Source organism: Nonomuraea sp. 10N515B (assembly GCF_052245915.1).
Classification (GTDB): domain Bacteria; phylum Actinomycetota; class Actinomycetes; order Streptosporangiales; family Streptosporangiaceae; genus Nonomuraea.
Genome location: NZ_JBQQBQ010000002.1, coordinates 408818 through 424371, shown reverse-complemented (window position 1 = coordinate 424371; position 15554 = coordinate 408818). Strand labels below are relative to the sequence as shown.

The following is a 15554-nucleotide window of genomic DNA, read 5'->3' as shown; positions in this document are numbered from 1 at the left end:
CGGCATCACATGGCGGTCGGATAGGTCTCCGGCTCGAGGTCGCCCCACGGTTCGCCGTGCAGCGGATGCAGCGCCTTGGTGTGGTCCAGCCAGATGAAGGCGTCATAGCGGCGGCCCACGACCGTCGGCACGTAGTTCGCCCAGCGCTCCCGCTCCGGGTGGTACACCACGCCGATGGCCCGGTGCCCCATGGGCTCGTCGTACCACATCGGCCTGGAGCCGGCGGGCACGACGAACAGCGCCCGGCCGTCGGGCAGGTCCGCCTCGTGCAGCAGCGCCTCCAGGGACGCCGGGCGCGCGGCCGGCACCGGCATGACGTGGTGCTGCGCGCCCCACCGGTCCGCGGCCACCACCGAACCCCGGTGGCTGCCGAAGCCCACGAGCACCACGGCGTCGCCGTGCCGTTCGCGGGCGAGCTGTCCCAGATTGGTCATCCCGGCAGCCGCCATGTCCGTGGCGCGGGCGTCGCCGACGTGCGTATTGTGCGCCCACACGATCCCCTTGGGGCCGCGCATGCTCGCCAGCCGGTCCAGGCTGTCGGCCATGTGCACGTCCCTGACGTTCCAGGACTCGGGGCCGCCGCGGACCATGGCCCGGTAGTAGCGTTCGGCGCCGGCCACGATCTCGGCGTTCTGCCGCACGCCGAGGTCTTCGGGCGCCGCCCTGCGCACCGCGGCGAGCAGGTTCACGACCTCGTCCTCGCAGGTGTCCGGCACCAGCCGGGTGGCCAGTCCGTACTGCTGCGGGTCGTGCCCGTAGGACTCGAAGCAGTGCAGGGCGTCCGTCACCGCCTCCAGTTGCGCGGGCAGGTGGGCGGCGGCGTAATGGCGTACGGCACGCAGGGAGTCCCACAGGCTGTAGACGTCGAGCCCGTAGAAGCCGCAGCGCTCGGGGTGCGGCAGTTTGGCATTCCAGAGCCGCAGCCAGCGGCAGAAGTCCACGACCTCGTGGTTGGCCCACATGAACGTCGGCCAGCGGGCGAAGCCGTACAGGGCCTCGAACGGGTCGGTGTCGGCGGTGACGGCCTGGTTGACCCGTTCGCAGTCGGGCCAGTCCCCTTCGACTCCGATGAAGGTGAACTCCTTCTCCTCGATCAGCCGGCGGGTCAGGTCGCACCGCCAGGCGTAGAAGTCGTGCGTTCCGTGGCTGGCCTCGCCGATCAGCACGAACCGGGCGTCGCCGATGCGTTCGAGCAGCGGGTCGAGGTCGTCGGTGCGGGTCAGCGGCAGAGCGGAGCTCCGCACCTCGTCGATGCTCGTCATTCCTCCTCCTCCGCGAGCACTTGGAGGCATTCGCGGGCGAGCTGGAGCTCCTCCCGCACCTGGACCACCATGACAGGGACGCCGTACGCGCTGACCGGGCCGTCCTCGTGGCGGTTGCCGCCGGCGGGCGGCTGGACGCCGAGCAGGCCGAGGCGGCGGCACACCGCCTCGCGCACCTCGGGCTGGTCCCAGCCGATCTCCCCGGTGAACACCAGCGCGTCGATACGGCTGAGCGACGTGGCCACGGCGGCGATCTCCCTGCTCACCCGGTGGGCGAACACGCTCAGCGCGAGCGCGGCCGCCTCGTCCCCGTCCCGCTCGGCGGCGACCAGGTCTCTGGTGTCCCCCGACCGCCCGTCCGACAGGCCCAGCAGCCCGGATCGCCGTTCCAGTCCTTCGCCCAGCTCCTCCAGCGACAGGTGGCCCTCGGACAACAACCACACCAGCATCCCGGGATCGACGCTGCCCGAGCGTTTGCTCATCGGCACGCCGTCCAGCGGCGTGAACCCCATCGAGGTGTCCAGGCTGCGCCCGCCCGAGACCGCGCACACCGAGCATCCGCCGCCCAGGTGCGCCAGCACCAGCTCCAGCTCGGCCACGGGCCGGCCGAGCAGCTCGGCCACCCGGTCGGCGGCCCACGCGTAGGACAGGCCGTGGAAGCCGTAACGACGCAGGCCGTGCCGCTCGCGCCACTCCCGCGGCAGGGCGTACGTGGCGGCCGCCGCCGGCAGGCCGGCGTGGAAAGCGGTGTCCGGGCACAACACGTGCGGCACGGCAGGCAGCTCCTCGCGGGCCGCCGCCAGCAGCGCCAGCGAGGGCGGCAGGTGCAGCGGCGCCAGACTCCTCACCTCACGCAGCGCCGTCACGGTCTCGTCGTCGGCCACCGTCGGGGTACGCACGATCTCGCCGCCGTGCACCAGCCGGTGCGCCACCGCCCGGATGTCGCGGTCGAAATGCCCGCCGAGGAAGGCCGACACCTCGTCCCTGGCCGTGGCGGGATCGACGGCGCGCTCGGCGTGGGCGCTGTCCAGCACGCTCCCGCCCTGCACCAGATCGAGGCGCAGGCTCGACGAACCGGCGTTGACGGTCAATATCGCCGCCGGCTCGGCCATCTGCTCCTCGATCGCCCCGCTCATGGGGCTCGGCTACCCGCCACTGCCACCACAAAACGGACGTATCCGGACGAATAGCCGATCTGCCTTTACCGCGGTCAGAGGTTGTCTCGTGAGGACGCCGGGTAGTCGAAGCGCCATGAACATCACCCTTCAGGTCAACGGCGTCCCGCGCGCGGTGGACGTGGACCCCCGGATGTCGCTGCTCGACCTGCTGCGCGAACGGCTGGGGCTGATCGGCGCGAAGAAAGGGTGTGACCACGGCCAGTGCGGGGCCTGCACGGTGCTCATCGACGGGCGGCGGGCCAACTCCTGCCTGGCGCTGGCGGTCGCGGTGGAGGGCTCGGAGATCACCACCGTCGAGGGCCTGGCCCGCGGTGACGAGCTGCATCCGCTGCAGGCGGCGTTCATCGAGCACGACGCGTTCCAGTGCGGTTACTGCACGCCGGGGCAGCTCTGCTCGGCGACCGGGATGCTCGGCGAGCCCGGGCCGAGCGCCGTCACCGAGGACGTCCTGGTCGACCCCGATCTGACGCCCGCGGAGATCAGGGAGCGGATGAGCGGCAATCTGTGCAGGTGCGGCGCCTACGTCAACATCGTCAGCGCGATCGCCGGCACGGTGACGGAGGCGGCGCGGTGAGGTCCTTCGAGTACGCCCGCGCCGACAGCCCGCCGGACGCGGTACGCCGGTTCCGGCCGGGCGCCATGTACCTGGGCGGCGGCACCAACCTGGTCGATCTCATGCGGCTCGGCGTGGCCGAGCCCGACCGCCTGGTGGACGTCAGCCGCCTGCCGCTCGACGCGATCGAGCAGATCCGCGACCGGCTGCGGATCGGCGCCGTGGTACGCAACAGCGATCTGGCGGCCGACCCGCTCGTCCACGCCCGCTATCCGATGCTGGCCCGCGCGGTGCTCAGCGGCGCCTCCGGCCAGGTACGCAACATGGCGACGGTGGCCGGCAACCTGCTGCAGCGCACCCGGTGCGCGTACTTCCAGGACGTGAGCAGGCCGTGCAACAAGCGCCGGCCCGGCTCCGGCTGCCCCGCCATCGAGGGCGACCACGCGAACCTGGCCGTGCTCGGCCGCTCGGACGCCTGCGTGGCGACCCACCCCTCCGACCTGGCCGTCGCGCTGGCTGCGCTGGAGGCCGAGGTCCACGTCACCGGGCCGGCAGGGGACCGCATCATCCCGATGCCCGGCCTGCACCGCCTGCCCGGCGACGCGCCCGAACAGGACACCGTCCTGGAGCCCGGCGACCTGATCACCGCCGTCGAGCTGCCCGCGCCGCCGCCCGGCGCCTCGGCCTACCGCAAGGTACGCGAGCGCGCGTCGTTCGCCTTCGCCCTCGTGTCCATCGCCGCCGTCATGGACGTCCGTGACGGGATCGTCGCCGGCTGCCGCATCGCGCTCGGCGGCGTCGCCCACGCGCCCTGGCGGGCCGAACGCGCCGAGGAGGCGATCATCGGCGGCCCGGCCACCGGCGCGGCGTTCCTGGCCGCCGCCGAGGCCGAGCTCGCCCAGGCCCGCCCGCTGCCGCGCAACGCCTTCAAGGTCCCCCTGGCGCGCAACCTCATCGTCAGCACGCTCGAGGAGCTCACGCCGTGAACCGCGTCGAGGGCCGCGTCAAGGTCACCGGGCTGGCCACGTACGCCGCCGAATACCCGGTCGAGGGCGTCACCTACGCCTATCCCGTGCAGTCGCGCATCGCCAAGGGCCGCATCACCCACGTGGACGCGAGCCGGGCGCTCGCCATGCCCGGCGTGCTGGGCGTGCTGTCCGTCGAGGAGCCGCCCGAGCTGGCCGAGGACGCCGACGCCGAGCTGGCCCTGTTCCAGAGCCGCGACGTCGCCTACCGCGGCCAGCTGATCGCCGCCGCGATCGCCGACACCTACGAGAACGCCCGCGCCGCCGCCGACGCCGTCCGCGTCGCCTACGAGCCCGCCGACCACGACGTCGGCCTGCGCGCCGACCACCCCGGCCTCTACCGGCCGGAGGTCGTCAACCCTGACTACCCCGCCGACACCGAGCAGGGCGACCTCGAGGCGGGCCTGGCCGAGGCCGCGGCCACGGTCGACGTGACGTACACGACCCCGGTCCTGCACAACAACCCGATGGAGCCGCACGCCGCCCTCGCCCTGTGGGCCGGCGACGGCAGGCTGCTGGTCTACGACTCGGCGCAGGGCGCCTCCATCGACCGCGACATCATCGCCAAGACGCTCGGCCTGCCGCCGAACCGCGTCCGCGTCGTCTCCAGGCACGTCGGCGGCGGCTTCGGCAGCAAGGGCACCACCCGGCCGCATGCCGTGCTCGCCGCCCTGGCCGCCAGGGCCGTGGGCCGGCCGGTCAAGGTCGCGCTGACCCGGCAGCAGATGTTCGACGTCACCGGCTACCGCACCCCCACGATCCAGCGGCTGCGCCTGGGCGCGGACGCCGACGGGCGGCTGACCGCGCTGGAGCACGTCGCGTACGAGCAGAGCTCCACGCTCGTGGAGTTCGCCGAGCAGACCGCGACCCCGGCCCGCGTCATGTACGCCGCGCCCGCGCTGCGGACCGCGCACCGGCTGGTCAGGCTGGACGTGGCCACCCCGTCCTGGATGCGCGCCCCCGGCGAGTGCCCCGGCATGTACGCGCTCGAATCCGCCATGGACGAGCTGGCCTACGCCGCCGGCCTCGACCCCGTCGAGCTGCGGATCCGCAACGACCCGCAGACCGAGCCGGACAGCGGCCTGCCCTTCAGCTCCCGCAACCTGGTCGCCTGCCTGCGCGAGGGCGCCCGCCGCTTCGGCTGGGACCGGCGCGACCCGGCGCCGGGCGTCCGGCGGGAAGGAGAGTGGCTGGTCGGGACCGGCGTGGCCGCCTCCACCTACCCGGCCAGGCGCATGCCGTCGCAGGCCCTGGCCACGATGCAGGACGGCGACTTCCTCATTCAGGTGGCCGCCACCGACATCGGCACCGGCGCGCGTACCGCGCTGACCAGGATCGCGGCCGAGACGCTCAGCGTCGCCCCCGACCGGGTGCACGTGGAGCTGGGCGACAGCGACCTGCCGGCCGCGCCGGTCGCCGGCGGCTCGATGGGCACGGCCTCGTGGGGGTCGGCCATCGTGCGCGCCTGCGAGGAGCTGATGAAGAACGGCAAGGAGGGCCGCGCCGACACCACCGGAGAGGTCGCCGCCGACACGCGGCTGGCCAGGCACGCCTTCGGCGCCCAGTTCGCCGAGGTCCGGGTCAGCGCGGTGACCGGTGAGGTACGCGTGTCACGCCTGCTCGGCGTGTTCGCCGCCGGGCACATCGTGGACGCCGAGCTGGCGAGGTCGCAGTTCATCGGCGGCATGACGATGGGCCTGGGCATGGCGCTGATGGAGGAAACGCAGACCGACGAGGAGTTCGGCGGCTTCCTCCGGCGCGACCTGGCGCAGTACCACGTGCCCGCCTGCGCCGACGTCGAGAGCATCGAGGCGGTCTGGCTGGAGGAGCAGGACGAGCGGCTCAACCCGATGGGGAGCAAGGGCATCGGCGAGATCGGCATCGTCGGCACCGCGGCCGCCATCGGCAACGCCGTCCACCACGCCACCGGCCACCGCGTCCGCGACCTCCCCATCACCCCGGCGAAGATTCTCATGCCACGGTTTTGACCCGGTTGGGAGGGAAGGCGGCGCTCAACCGGTCCGACGATCAGCCGTCCTCGGGCGGCAGCGCCGTGCCGTCCCCGTCCTCGGGCGGCGCCGCGGCGCCGTCGTCCCGCGACGACTGACGCGCGTAGGCGGCCCGCGCCACCATGTACGCCGCGACCGCCACGGTGACCACCTGAGCGGCCCCCACCAGCAGCAGCGGTCCCGCCGTCGCCCAGGTGGGCCGGTGCAGCCACATGGCGAGCAGCACCAGCAGCACCCCCGCCACCTGCGGCTTCGTGCCCGCGTGCATGCGGTCCAGGGTGGTGCGGAAGCGCACGAGCCCGGCGCCGGCCGACAGCGCCAGCAGCGCGCCGAGCAGCAGGCAGGCCGCGGCCGCCCCGTCGAGCGGGCTCACCGCGACTTCCCCGAGAAGAACCTGGCCAGCGACACCGACCCGACGAACCCCAGCAGCGACAGCACCAGCAGGATCGGCAGGTCCGCATAGTCGTCCGTGGCCACGGCGAACGCCCCCACCCCGCACATCGCCAGTGCCGTCATCGTGTCGAGCGCCACCGCCCGGTCCAGCATCGACGGGCCGCGCGCCGCCCGGTAGAGCGTGAGCGCCGCCGCGCATCCGAGCAGGACGAGCGTCACCACGTACACCGGCATCATCCCAGTTCCTCCCGATCCCGCGAGGTGCCGAACGCCGCCACGATGCGCGACTCCAGCGCGGCCACCTCGGCCCGGACGGCCTCGGCGGCGTCGCCGGGCAGGCCGAGCACGTGCACCATGAGGCACCGCTCCCCGACGTACGCCTCCACGATGAGGCTGCCGGGCACGTTCGCCAGCGCCGCCATGATCATCGTGATCATGGCGTCCGACGACGTGCGCAGCCGCACGCGGACCAACAGGGTCGGCGGCGGCCCCGGCCGGAACACCCACATCACCACCCGCGCGGTCGAGACGACCATGTCCCAGCCGAACCACACCAGGAAGCGCGCCAGCGCCACCGGGCGGACCCTGATGCCCGGGTCGAGCATGGGCAGCGGCAGCAGCCACGTCACCACGAGCGCGACCGCCACCCCGCCCAGCACGTTCCCGGCCGACACGTCGCCCCACAGGGTCACCCACACCAGCACCAGCCAGGCGATCAGCGCCAGCCGCGCCTTCACCGGTCCCTCCCCAGCACGGCCTCGATGTACGGGCCGCGCGCCAGCAGCTCCCCCGCCGCCCGCTGCGCCAGCGCCGACAGCGGCCCGGCCAGCACCGTGTACGACAGCCCGAGCGTCACCAGCGCCGCCACCGGCCCGGACAGCGCCACGGGCAGCGTCGTCGTGGTCACCGTCGGCTCCTGGCCGGTGTATTCCTCGCTCTCCACCACGGTGCCCGTCCTGGCCTCCCGCGGGGCGCGCCAGAACGCCTTGCCCCAGGTCTTGGCGACCGCGTACAGAGTGAGCAGGCTCGTCAGCAGCCCCGCGGTCACCAGCAGGCGGGCCAGCGCCCCGCCGTCGGCCAGGCCGGCCTGCACCAGCATGAGCTTGCCCAGGAAGCCTGACATCGGTGGGATGCCGGACAGGTTCATGGCGGGCACGAAGAACAACACGGCGATCAGCGGCGCCGTCTTCATCAGGCCGCCGAGCCCGGTCACGGACGTCGTGCCGGTACGCCGCTCGATCAGCCCGGTCACCAGGAACAACCCGGTCTGGACGGTGATGTGGTGCACCACGTAGAAGATCGCGCCGGCCATGCCCGCCACCGTGGCCAGCGCCACCCCGAACACCATGTACCCGATGTGGCTGACCAGGGTGAAGGACAACATCCGTTTGATGTCGGTCTGGGCGACCGCGCCGAGCACCCCCGTCAGCATCGTGGCCAGCGCCACCCACATCAGCAACGCCGAGACCGGCCCGCCGGGGAACAGCAGCGCCTCCAGCCTGATGAGCGAGTACACGCCGACCTTGGTGAGCAGCCCGGCGAACACGGCCGTGGCCGGGGCGGGCGCGGTCGGGTAGGAGTCCGGCAGCCACGCCGAGATGGGGAACATCGCCGCCTTGATCGCGAACACCAGCAGCAGCATGAGCTCCACCAGCAGCTTCACCTGCTCGGGCAGCATGGTGAACCGCAGCGCGAGCTGCGCCATCGACAGCGTCCCCGTGGCCGCGTACGTGATCGCCAGCGCCATGAGGAACACCATCGACGAGGCCAGCGCCATCAGCGTGTACGTGGCGCCCGCCCGGATCCTGGACTCGGTGCCGCCGAACGTGAGCAGCACGTACGAGCCACTCAGCAGCAGCTCGTACGCCACGAACAGGTTGAACAGGTCCCCCGACAGGAACGCGTCGGCCACCCCCGCCACCATCACCAGGAACGCCGGATGGAAGATCGCCATCGGTGCGTCGTGCTCCTGCACGTCGTAGGCGTTGGCCACCGAGTACACCATCACGCACAGCGTCACGGCCGACGACACCACCAGCAGCAGCGTCGACAGCCGGTCGGCGACCAGGCAGATCCCGACCGGCGACGGCCAGCCGCCCAGCTCGGTGACCAGCGGGCCGCCCGCGTCCACCGTCACCAGCAGCAGCGCCGACACCACGAGCGACACGCCGAGCGTGACGATGCTGATGAGCGCCTGCAGGTGCCGCAGCCGCCCGCCGATGGCCAGCTTCACCCCGGCCGCCAGCAGCGGCAGCACCACGGGCACGCAGACGAGGCTCTCGATCGTGTGCGCTGTCACGAGTCCTCGCCCTCCAGCTCCGGGTCCTGCGCCAGGGCCTGGCGCGTCCGCTCGTCCCTGATGGCCGCCCGCATCTGCCGCAGCGCCTCCCGCTGGCGCGTCCTGAGCCTGCGGCGCAGCTCCCGCTCCCTGGCCGCCTGCGCCTCGCGCCGGCGCGCGTGCTCCTCCCGCAGCTCCTCGATGCGCAGCACGTTGTCCGTGACGGCGGCCTCCTCGCGCTGCCCGGCCGCCTCCAGGTGATCCTGGATCTCCTCCTCCGACACCCCGAGCTGCCGGTGCTCGCGCATCCAGCGCTCCAGTTCCAAGTGCACGCGGGAGATCCGCCGCTCCAGGTCGGCCTCTTCCAGGCGCTCCCGCTCGGCCTGCTCGGCCTCCAGGTGCGCCAGCTCGGCCCGCTGCTCGGCGACCAGCCGCCGGTAGGCGTCCTGCCTGCGGCGCACGGCGTCGCTCAGCTCGCCGCGCCGGGCCCGCAGCCGCACCCGCCGGTCCTCGGTGTCGTCCTGGACCTCGTCGCTGCCGGTGAGCTGCCACGAGCGGTGCACCAGGGCCAGCAGGAACGCCGTCATGCCCAGGGTGATCACGATGGCGGTCAGCACCATGGCCTGCGGCAGCGGGTCGGCCATGCCCTGGGTCCCGGTGAAGGGCGGGCCGCCGGCGTCGCCGCCCGCGGTCACGATCAGCAGGTTCACCCCGTTGCCCAGCATGATCACGCCTGCCAGGACCCGTACCAGGCTGCGTTCGAGCAGCAGCGTCACCCCGGCCGCGAGCATCGCGCAGCACGCCGCCAGGGGCAGCAGCGACACGGTCACGTGTTCTCCCCGGCGTCGATCTGCCGGTCCAGCTCGGCGCCCAGGCCGCGCAGGATGTCCTGCACCATGCCGATCACCGACACGTACACGCCGAGGTCGAACAGCAGGCCCGTCGTCACGTGCACGTGCCCGATCAGCGGCACGCTCACGTCGGCGGCGAGCATGTCCAGAGCCGCCGAGCCGAACAGCAGGCCGGCCAGCGCCGTCCCCGCCGACAGCGTCAGCCCCACTCCCATCAGCACGCCCGCGTGCACCGGCACCGCCGTGGCCAGCTCGTTGCGGCCGCCCGCCAGGTACCGCACCATGATCGCCAGCCCGGCCACGATGCCGCCCGCGAACCCGCCGCCCACCGCGCTGTGCCCGATGAACAGCAGGTACACCGACAACACCAGCACCGTGTGGAACGTCAGCCGGGCCGTCACCTCGAACGCGATCACCCGCTGTCCCGGCGGCAGCGTGGCCGCCAGCCAGTGCGTGCGCTCGGCGGGCGGGTGCTCGCCCGGCTCGATGCGGTACGACCTGCGCCGCAGGAACACCATGCTGGTCAGGCCCAGGGTCAGCACGACCAGCACCGTGCTCTCGCCCAGGGTGTCCCAGGCGCGGATGTCGACGATCAGCGCGCCGGCGATGTTGCGCATGCCCGCCTGCTCCGCCGCCGCCTCCATCAGCGCGCCGACCGGCTCCGTGCCGCGCGCGTCCATCGCCAGCACGGCGGCGCCCGTGGCCATCACGCCCACGGCCAGTCCGATCGCCGCGCGCAGCGGCATCGGCAGCCTGCCCTTGACCGGCTCGATCGGCAGCCGCCGCAACACCAGCGCGAACAGGACCAGGGCGACCGTCTCGGCCAGGAACTGGGTGAGCGCCAGGTCGGGCGAGCCGTGCGCGAGGAACAGCAGCGCCGTGCCGTACCCGGTGAAGCCCACGATGACGGCCAGGAAGACGTACGCGCGGGCGAACAGCGCCAGCACCGCCGCCGCGATCGTCAGGACGGCCACGATCGGCTGCTCGGGCCGCTGCCAGCCGGTGATCGGCACGTCCACGCGCAGCACGCCGCCGTGCAGGAGGGAGAACACGCCGACGCCGACCATGGCCAGCAGCGTCAGCATCAGGTAGTCGGGCACGGAGCCGCGCTGGATGAGGCCGGTGAGCTGGAGGGCGAAGCGGTCCAGGCGGCGGATGAGCGCCCAGAACAGCTGACCGGTGTCGTACACGTGCAGCGCCGCGCCCGCCCTGGCCACCGGCTCCCTGGCGAGGAACAACGCCACGCCCGCGGCCAGCGCCCCCGCCGACAGCAGCAGAGGTGTCGCGTGCGCGCTCCACAGCGCCAGGTGGCCGCCGCCGTACCAGGTGCCGAACCGGGCGGCCAGCGGCGCCAGCACCAGGCCCAGCACCGCCGGCAACGCCGTGGGCGCGAACATGGCCGCGGGCACCGGGTGCACCGGCCGCTCCGCCACGCCCGGCTTGACGGCGAACGCCCCCCACAGGAAGCGCAGGGTGTACGCCGCCGTCAACGCCGACCCGGCCACCACGCCCGCCAGCACGATCGGGTCGTGCAGCAGCGCCTCCAGAGCGGCCTCCTTGCCGACGAAACCGGCCAGCGGCGGCAGCCCGGCCATGGACGCCCCCGCCAGCACCGCCACCGCGCACACCCACGGCATCGCCCGCCCCACCCCGCTGAGCTCGCCTGTCTCCCGGCTGCCCGCCGCATGATCGACGATGCCCACCACCAGGAACAACGCCGCCTTGAACAGCCCGTGCGCCGCCATCATGGCCGCCCCTGCCAGCGCGGCCCCCGAGCCGAAGAGCACGATGAGAAAGCCCAGCTGGCTGACCGTGCCGTAGGCCAGCAGCCGTTTGAGATCCGTCTCGCGCAGCGCCCGCCAGCCGCCCAGCAGCATCGTGAGCACGCCGAGCGGCACCGCCACCGCCCGCCACAGCGGCATGTCGCCGGCCACCGGGGCCAGCCTGGCCACCAGGTAGACGCCTGCCTTCACCATGGCGGCCGCGTGCAGGTACGCCGACACGGGGGTGGGCGCGGCCATGGCGGCCGGCAGCCACATGCTGAAGGGGAAGATCGCCGACTTCGCCAGCGCCCCCGTCAGGATCAGCACGGCGGCGACCGCGCCGAGGTCTCCCGGGGTCAGCGCGGAGATCCGGTACGTGCCCGCCGCCTGGCCGGTGAGCACGAGCCCGCCCAGCATGGCCAGGCCGCCGAACGTGGTGACGGTCAGCGCCTTCATCGCCGCCTGGCGGCTCATCCGGCTCTCCGGGTCGTACCCGATCAGCAGGTAGGAGAAGACGGTGGTCAGCTCCCAGAACACGTACAGGAGGAGCAGGTTGTCGGCCGTCACCAGCCCCAGCATCGATCCGGCGAAGGCCACCATGGCTGCGCCGTAGCGCCCGAGCCCGTCGTCGCCCTCGGGGAAGTAACGCGCGCTGTAGACCAGCACCAGCACGCCGACGCCGGTGACGAGCGTCATCATCAGCACCGCCAGCGCGTCGAACCGGAACGACAGCTCCATGCCCATCGCCCAGCTCGCGCCCTGGCTCTCCTGCGGCACGCTCGGGGTGTGGCCGGAGGCGGCCCCGGGGACGAGCCACAGGGTGTAGCCGAAGGCGGCCGCCGGAGCGAGGGCCAGCAGGGCCAAGGAGCCGCGGCCCATGCGGCGGGCCAGCCAGGGAGCGCAGATGGCCGCCCCCGCATGCAGGATGAGCAGCGACTCCAGCGGCTCCATGGGCTCCTCAGGCGGGACGTACTTTTTCCGGCTACGTCCGCCCAATCTCCATGCTTCGACCCCCGCCGCGACGCAGGCACGGCGGGGGTTGACCCGAATGTCACCAGTCCCAGGACTGGACGCGAAGGTCAGGTCTGAGCAGCGGCGGCGCAGGCTCCGGGGCGCGGCGCGCGGGTCGTGATCAGGTAGTGGTCGATCTGCCGCTCCAGGCAGGACGTGCCGCCCTGGTAGGCGAGGTGGCCGTCGGCGTCGTTCGTGAGCAGAACCCCGTGGTCCAGCTGCGCGGCCAGCCTCTTGGCCAGCTGGTACGGCGTCGCCGGGTCGCGGGTCGTGCCCACCACCACGATCGGCGGCGACCCCTTGGCCCGCACCTTCCTGGTGAACCTGGTGCCCTTGACCGGCCAGTACGGGCAGGCGGACTCGGGGTGGTCGACGCACATGATGGCCCTGTTCGCCTCCAGCAGGTTGCTGTACGTGCCGTCGGGCAGCCGGCCGTTGTAGGAGTCGGCCAGCCTCAGCAACAGCGTGCCGTCACCCTTGAAGGCCGCGCCCAGCGCCTGGCGCAGGAACGGCCAGTAGGCCTTCGAGTACATCGCCTGCATCACGGCAGTGCTGACCAGGGACTCGGTGACCTGCCTGCCGTCGTAGGTGTTGCGCAGCGGCGCCCGGTCGGCCCGCTTGAACAGCGCCCGCAGCCGCTTGTCCGCCGCGGCGACCGTGCGCTTCGTGAACGGGCAGTCCTTGGCCTTGAAGCAGTCGCGCAGGAACGACACCACGGCCACCTGGAAGCCGGCGGCCTGCGACCGGCCGAACTCCTCGCCGGTCTGGCTCGGGTCCTCGGCGCCGTCGAGCACCATGGCGCGGATCCTGGTCGGGAACAGGTCGGCGTATCTGGTGCCGAGGTAGGTGCCGTACGACCAGCCGAAGTACGTCAGGCGCTTCTCGCCCAGCGCGGAACGCATGACGTCCATGTCCCGTGCCGCCTCGCCGGTGCCTACGTGCTTGAGCAGTTGCTTGCCGGAGTTGACCTCGCAGCCCTTGGCGAACGCCTTCTCCCACTGCTTGACCTGCTTGATCTCCGCCTTGGTGTCAGGGGTCCCGTCGGCGGCGTGATAGGCGTCCATGGCGAGCGGCGGCAGGCAGCGCACGGGCGAGGACCGGCCGACGCCGCGCGGATCGAAGCTGACCACGTCGAAACGTTGCCGGACGGCCGCCGACACCGCCGATTTGTCGATTTTGAGATGGTCGACCCCCGAGTCGCCGGGACCGCCGAAGTTCAGCGCGATCGAGCCGATCTTTTTCCCGGTCGCCGGGAGCCGGATCATGCTGATCTTAATCTGCTTGCCACTGGGATTCGAATAGTCCAGTGGCACGCGTAATTTCGTGCATTCGAACCCGTCGCCACAGGAGGTCCAGCTCAAGCGTTGACCGTAGTAGCCGCCCGCTTTTTCGGCCGCGGCGGCCGGAGCCGTACCGGCGAGACCGGTGACGGCGATCAAGCCTGCGAGGGCAGGCGCAATGATTTTGATTGAGCGTCGCATGAACAAAAGGTGAAGGAGAATTCTTGCGAGCCCCTTTAAGCAAGCTGGAATAGATCACTTGCAAGCCGCGCGGACGCCCCTTACCTGGCGGGGCAGGGCAGCGGGCGAAACCAGGTGACGGGAAGCAGCGGGCGCGAGAGCATGGCGGGTGATGGATGAGCGGCGTGTGATACGCGTTTCGAAATATCTGGCCCGGCATCTGCGGCACGATCCGCAGCGCATCGGCATCACGCTCGACGCCAACGGCTGGGTGCCGGTCGAGGAGTTGCTGCGGGCCGCCGCCGAGCACGGGTTCCCGATCACGGCGGCTGAGTTGGCGCAGGTCGTCGAGTCCAACGACAAACGGCGTTACGCGCTCGAGGACGGCAGGATCCGGGCCAGTCAGGGACACTCCGTGCCGGTGGATCTCGACCTGCCCGCCGTCGAGCCGCCCGAGGTGCTCTATCACGGGACCGTGGCGCGGTTCGTGGGGGCGATCAAGAATGAGGGGCTGCGGCCGATGAGCCGCCATCACGTGCACCTGTCACCCGACCGGGAGACGGCGACGCGAGTGGGGGCGCGGCGGGGCGTCCCGGTCGTGCTGGTGGTGGGGGCCGGGGAGATGCACGCGGACGGGCACGTGTTCCGGCGCAGCGCGAACGGGGTGTGGCTGGTCGATCACGTGCCGCCCGGCTACCTGCGCTTCCCGTCGTGAAGCACGCCGCGGGCTGGTGGTCCCAGAAACACAGGCACGTGAGCGGCCGCCCGCCTCATCGGGCGGCGCGGCGGAGCCGGTCGGAGACCTCGCGGAGGACCGGCACCAGCTCAGGCGGGTCGAGGACCTCGAAGTCGAAGCCCTTGACCGCGATGTAGATCGCCAGTTCGTCGAGCGCGTTGGAGCCGGTGACGTACAGGCAGGTGTTCGCGTCCACCGCCTCCAGCCGCCCCGCGCCCGCCGAGGTCTGGGGCGCGACCGCTTCCAGGGGCGCGTAGAAGAGGATGCGGGCCTGGTAGCGGTACGGTGCGGACGTGATGGCCCTGGACACGTACGCGGCCACGTCCGGCGCGGGCGGCGTCCGCGGCTCGAACCGGGCCCCCGGCATCCCCAGCGGCCCGCCGATGCGGTCCACCCGGAACGTCCGCCAGTCCTCCTTGGCCACGTCCCAGGCCAGCAGATACCACCGCCGCGGCGTGTGGACCAGGCGGTGCGGCTCGACCTCCCGTTCGGACAGGCCCCCGCGTCCCTGGTAGCGCAGGCGCAGGCGGCGCCGGTCGCGGCAGGCGGCGGCGAGCCCGGTCAGCAGGTCGGCACTCACGGCGGGGGCGGCCGCGCCGGCCAGCGGCACCGTCGCGGCCTGGAACGCGCTCACCCGGTGCCGCAGCCGTGATGGCAGCACCTGCTGCAGCTTGGTCAGCGCGCGCAGCGCGCTCTCCTCCAGCCCGGCGACGCTGCCGGTGGCGGCGGTGTGCAGGCTGATCGCCACGGCCACGGCCTCCTCGTCGTCGAGCAGCAGCGGCGGCAGGGCCGCGCCCACGCCGAGCCGGTAGCCGCCGGCCACGCCGGGGGTGGCGTCCACCGGGTAACCGAGGTCACGCAGCCGGTCGATGTCGCGCCGCACGGTCCGCAGCCCCACCTCGAGCCGTTCGGCCAGCTCCGCGCCCGTCCAGTCGGCGCGCGCCTGGAGGAGGGAGAGCAGGCGGAGCAGCCGGGCCGACGTTTCCCACATGCATCCCATTCTGCTGCCACATTGGTGCCAGAAGCTGTCACCAA

The 15554-nt window shown here is 72.5% G+C and carries 14 protein-coding genes; 4 read left to right on the top strand and 10 right to left on the bottom strand.

What is annotated here, in order from left to right; all coding sequences use genetic code 11:
• Positions 1-5: 5 nt before the first annotated feature.
• Together ACTWQA_RS04370 and ACTWQA_RS04365 are read right to left on the bottom strand one after the other, a co-directional pair.
• Positions 6-1262, bottom strand: a complete 1257-nt coding sequence (locus ACTWQA_RS04370; protein ID WP_443157999.1) for an erythromycin esterase family protein — start codon at positions 1260-1262, stop codon at positions 6-8.
• Positions 1259-2398 carry an acetate/propionate family kinase gene (locus tag ACTWQA_RS04365; protein WP_443157998.1) on the bottom strand — a complete coding sequence of 380 codons (1140 nt, stop codon included), beginning with the start codon at positions 2396-2398 and terminating at the stop codon, positions 1259-1261. The genes ACTWQA_RS04370 and ACTWQA_RS04365 overlap by 4 nt, the downstream gene beginning before the upstream one ends.
• A gap of 115 nt (positions 2399-2513) precedes the next feature.
• On the opposite strand from ACTWQA_RS04365, the gene ACTWQA_RS04360 reads away from it, so the two are divergent.
• Genes ACTWQA_RS04360 through ACTWQA_RS04350 form a run of 3 tightly spaced genes read left to right on the top strand, consistent with a single transcriptional unit; the run spans position 2514 to position 6006 of the window.
• Positions 2514-3014, top strand: a complete 501-nt coding sequence (locus tag ACTWQA_RS04360; RefSeq protein ID WP_443157997.1) for a (2Fe-2S)-binding protein — start codon at positions 2514-2516, stop codon at positions 3012-3014.
• Positions 3011-3979 carry an FAD binding domain-containing protein gene (locus ACTWQA_RS04355; RefSeq protein ID WP_443157996.1) on the top strand — a complete coding sequence of 323 codons (969 nt, stop codon included), beginning with the start codon at positions 3011-3013 and terminating at the stop codon, positions 3977-3979. Before ACTWQA_RS04360 ends, ACTWQA_RS04355 begins: the two co-directional genes overlap by 4 nt.
• On the top strand, positions 3976-6006 hold the full coding sequence (locus ACTWQA_RS04350; protein ID WP_443157995.1) for a xanthine dehydrogenase family protein molybdopterin-binding subunit: 2031 nt from the start codon (positions 3976-3978) through the stop codon (positions 6004-6006). Before ACTWQA_RS04355 ends, ACTWQA_RS04350 begins: the two co-directional genes overlap by 4 nt.
• A gap of 40 nt (positions 6007-6046) precedes the next feature.
• Here the strand turns inward: ACTWQA_RS04350 and ACTWQA_RS04345 are convergent, their stop codons facing one another.
• The 7 genes from ACTWQA_RS04345 to ACTWQA_RS04315 all read right to left on the bottom strand — a co-directional run bounded on the left by ACTWQA_RS04345 (position 6047) and on the right by ACTWQA_RS04315 (position 13588).
• Entirely contained in the window at positions 6047-6400 is a 354-nt protein-coding gene (locus ACTWQA_RS04345) for a monovalent cation/H(+) antiporter subunit G (RefSeq protein WP_305920395.1), read from the bottom strand.
• Positions 6397-6657, bottom strand: a complete 261-nt coding sequence (locus ACTWQA_RS04340) for a monovalent cation/H+ antiporter complex subunit F (protein WP_305920394.1) — start codon at positions 6655-6657, stop codon at positions 6397-6399. The genes ACTWQA_RS04345 and ACTWQA_RS04340 overlap by 4 nt, the downstream gene beginning before the upstream one ends.
• Positions 6654-7157, bottom strand: a complete 504-nt coding sequence (locus tag ACTWQA_RS04335; protein WP_443157994.1) for a Na+/H+ antiporter subunit E — start codon at positions 7155-7157, stop codon at positions 6654-6656. The genes ACTWQA_RS04340 and ACTWQA_RS04335 overlap by 4 nt, the downstream gene beginning before the upstream one ends.
• Positions 7154-8719 carry a Na+/H+ antiporter subunit D gene (locus ACTWQA_RS04330; protein ID WP_443157993.1) on the bottom strand — a complete coding sequence of 522 codons (1566 nt, stop codon included), beginning with the start codon at positions 8717-8719 and terminating at the stop codon, positions 7154-7156. The genes ACTWQA_RS04335 and ACTWQA_RS04330 overlap by 4 nt, the downstream gene beginning before the upstream one ends.
• Positions 8716-9528, bottom strand: coding sequence for a Na(+)/H(+) antiporter subunit C (locus ACTWQA_RS04325; protein WP_443157992.1), 813 nt, complete (start codon positions 9526-9528; stop codon positions 8716-8718). The genes ACTWQA_RS04330 and ACTWQA_RS04325 overlap by 4 nt, the downstream gene beginning before the upstream one ends.
• Positions 9525-12263, bottom strand: a complete 2739-nt coding sequence (locus ACTWQA_RS04320) for a Na+/H+ antiporter subunit A (protein WP_443157991.1) — start codon at positions 12261-12263, stop codon at positions 9525-9527. Before ACTWQA_RS04320 ends, ACTWQA_RS04325 begins: the two co-directional genes overlap by 4 nt.
• A gap of 128 nt (positions 12264-12391) precedes the next feature.
• A complete protein-coding gene (locus ACTWQA_RS04315; RefSeq protein WP_443157990.1) occupies positions 12392-13588 on the bottom strand; it encodes an alpha/beta hydrolase in 1197 nt (398 codons plus the stop codon).
• Between the two features lie 367 nt (positions 13589-13955).
• Here ACTWQA_RS04315 and ACTWQA_RS04310 point away from each other — a divergent pair, with 367 nt between their 5' ends.
• Positions 13956-14498 (top strand): RNA 2'-phosphotransferase, encoded by a 543-nt coding sequence (locus tag ACTWQA_RS04310; protein ID WP_443157989.1) that lies wholly within the window; start codon positions 13956-13958, stop codon positions 14496-14498.
• A 55-nt stretch (positions 14499-14553) separates the two neighbouring features.
• Here ACTWQA_RS04310 and ACTWQA_RS04305 read toward each other — a convergent pair whose 3' ends face one another.
• Entirely contained in the window at positions 14554-15510 is a 957-nt protein-coding gene (locus ACTWQA_RS04305) for a helix-turn-helix transcriptional regulator (protein ID WP_443157988.1), read from the bottom strand.
• Positions 15511-15554 lie beyond the last annotated feature (44 nt).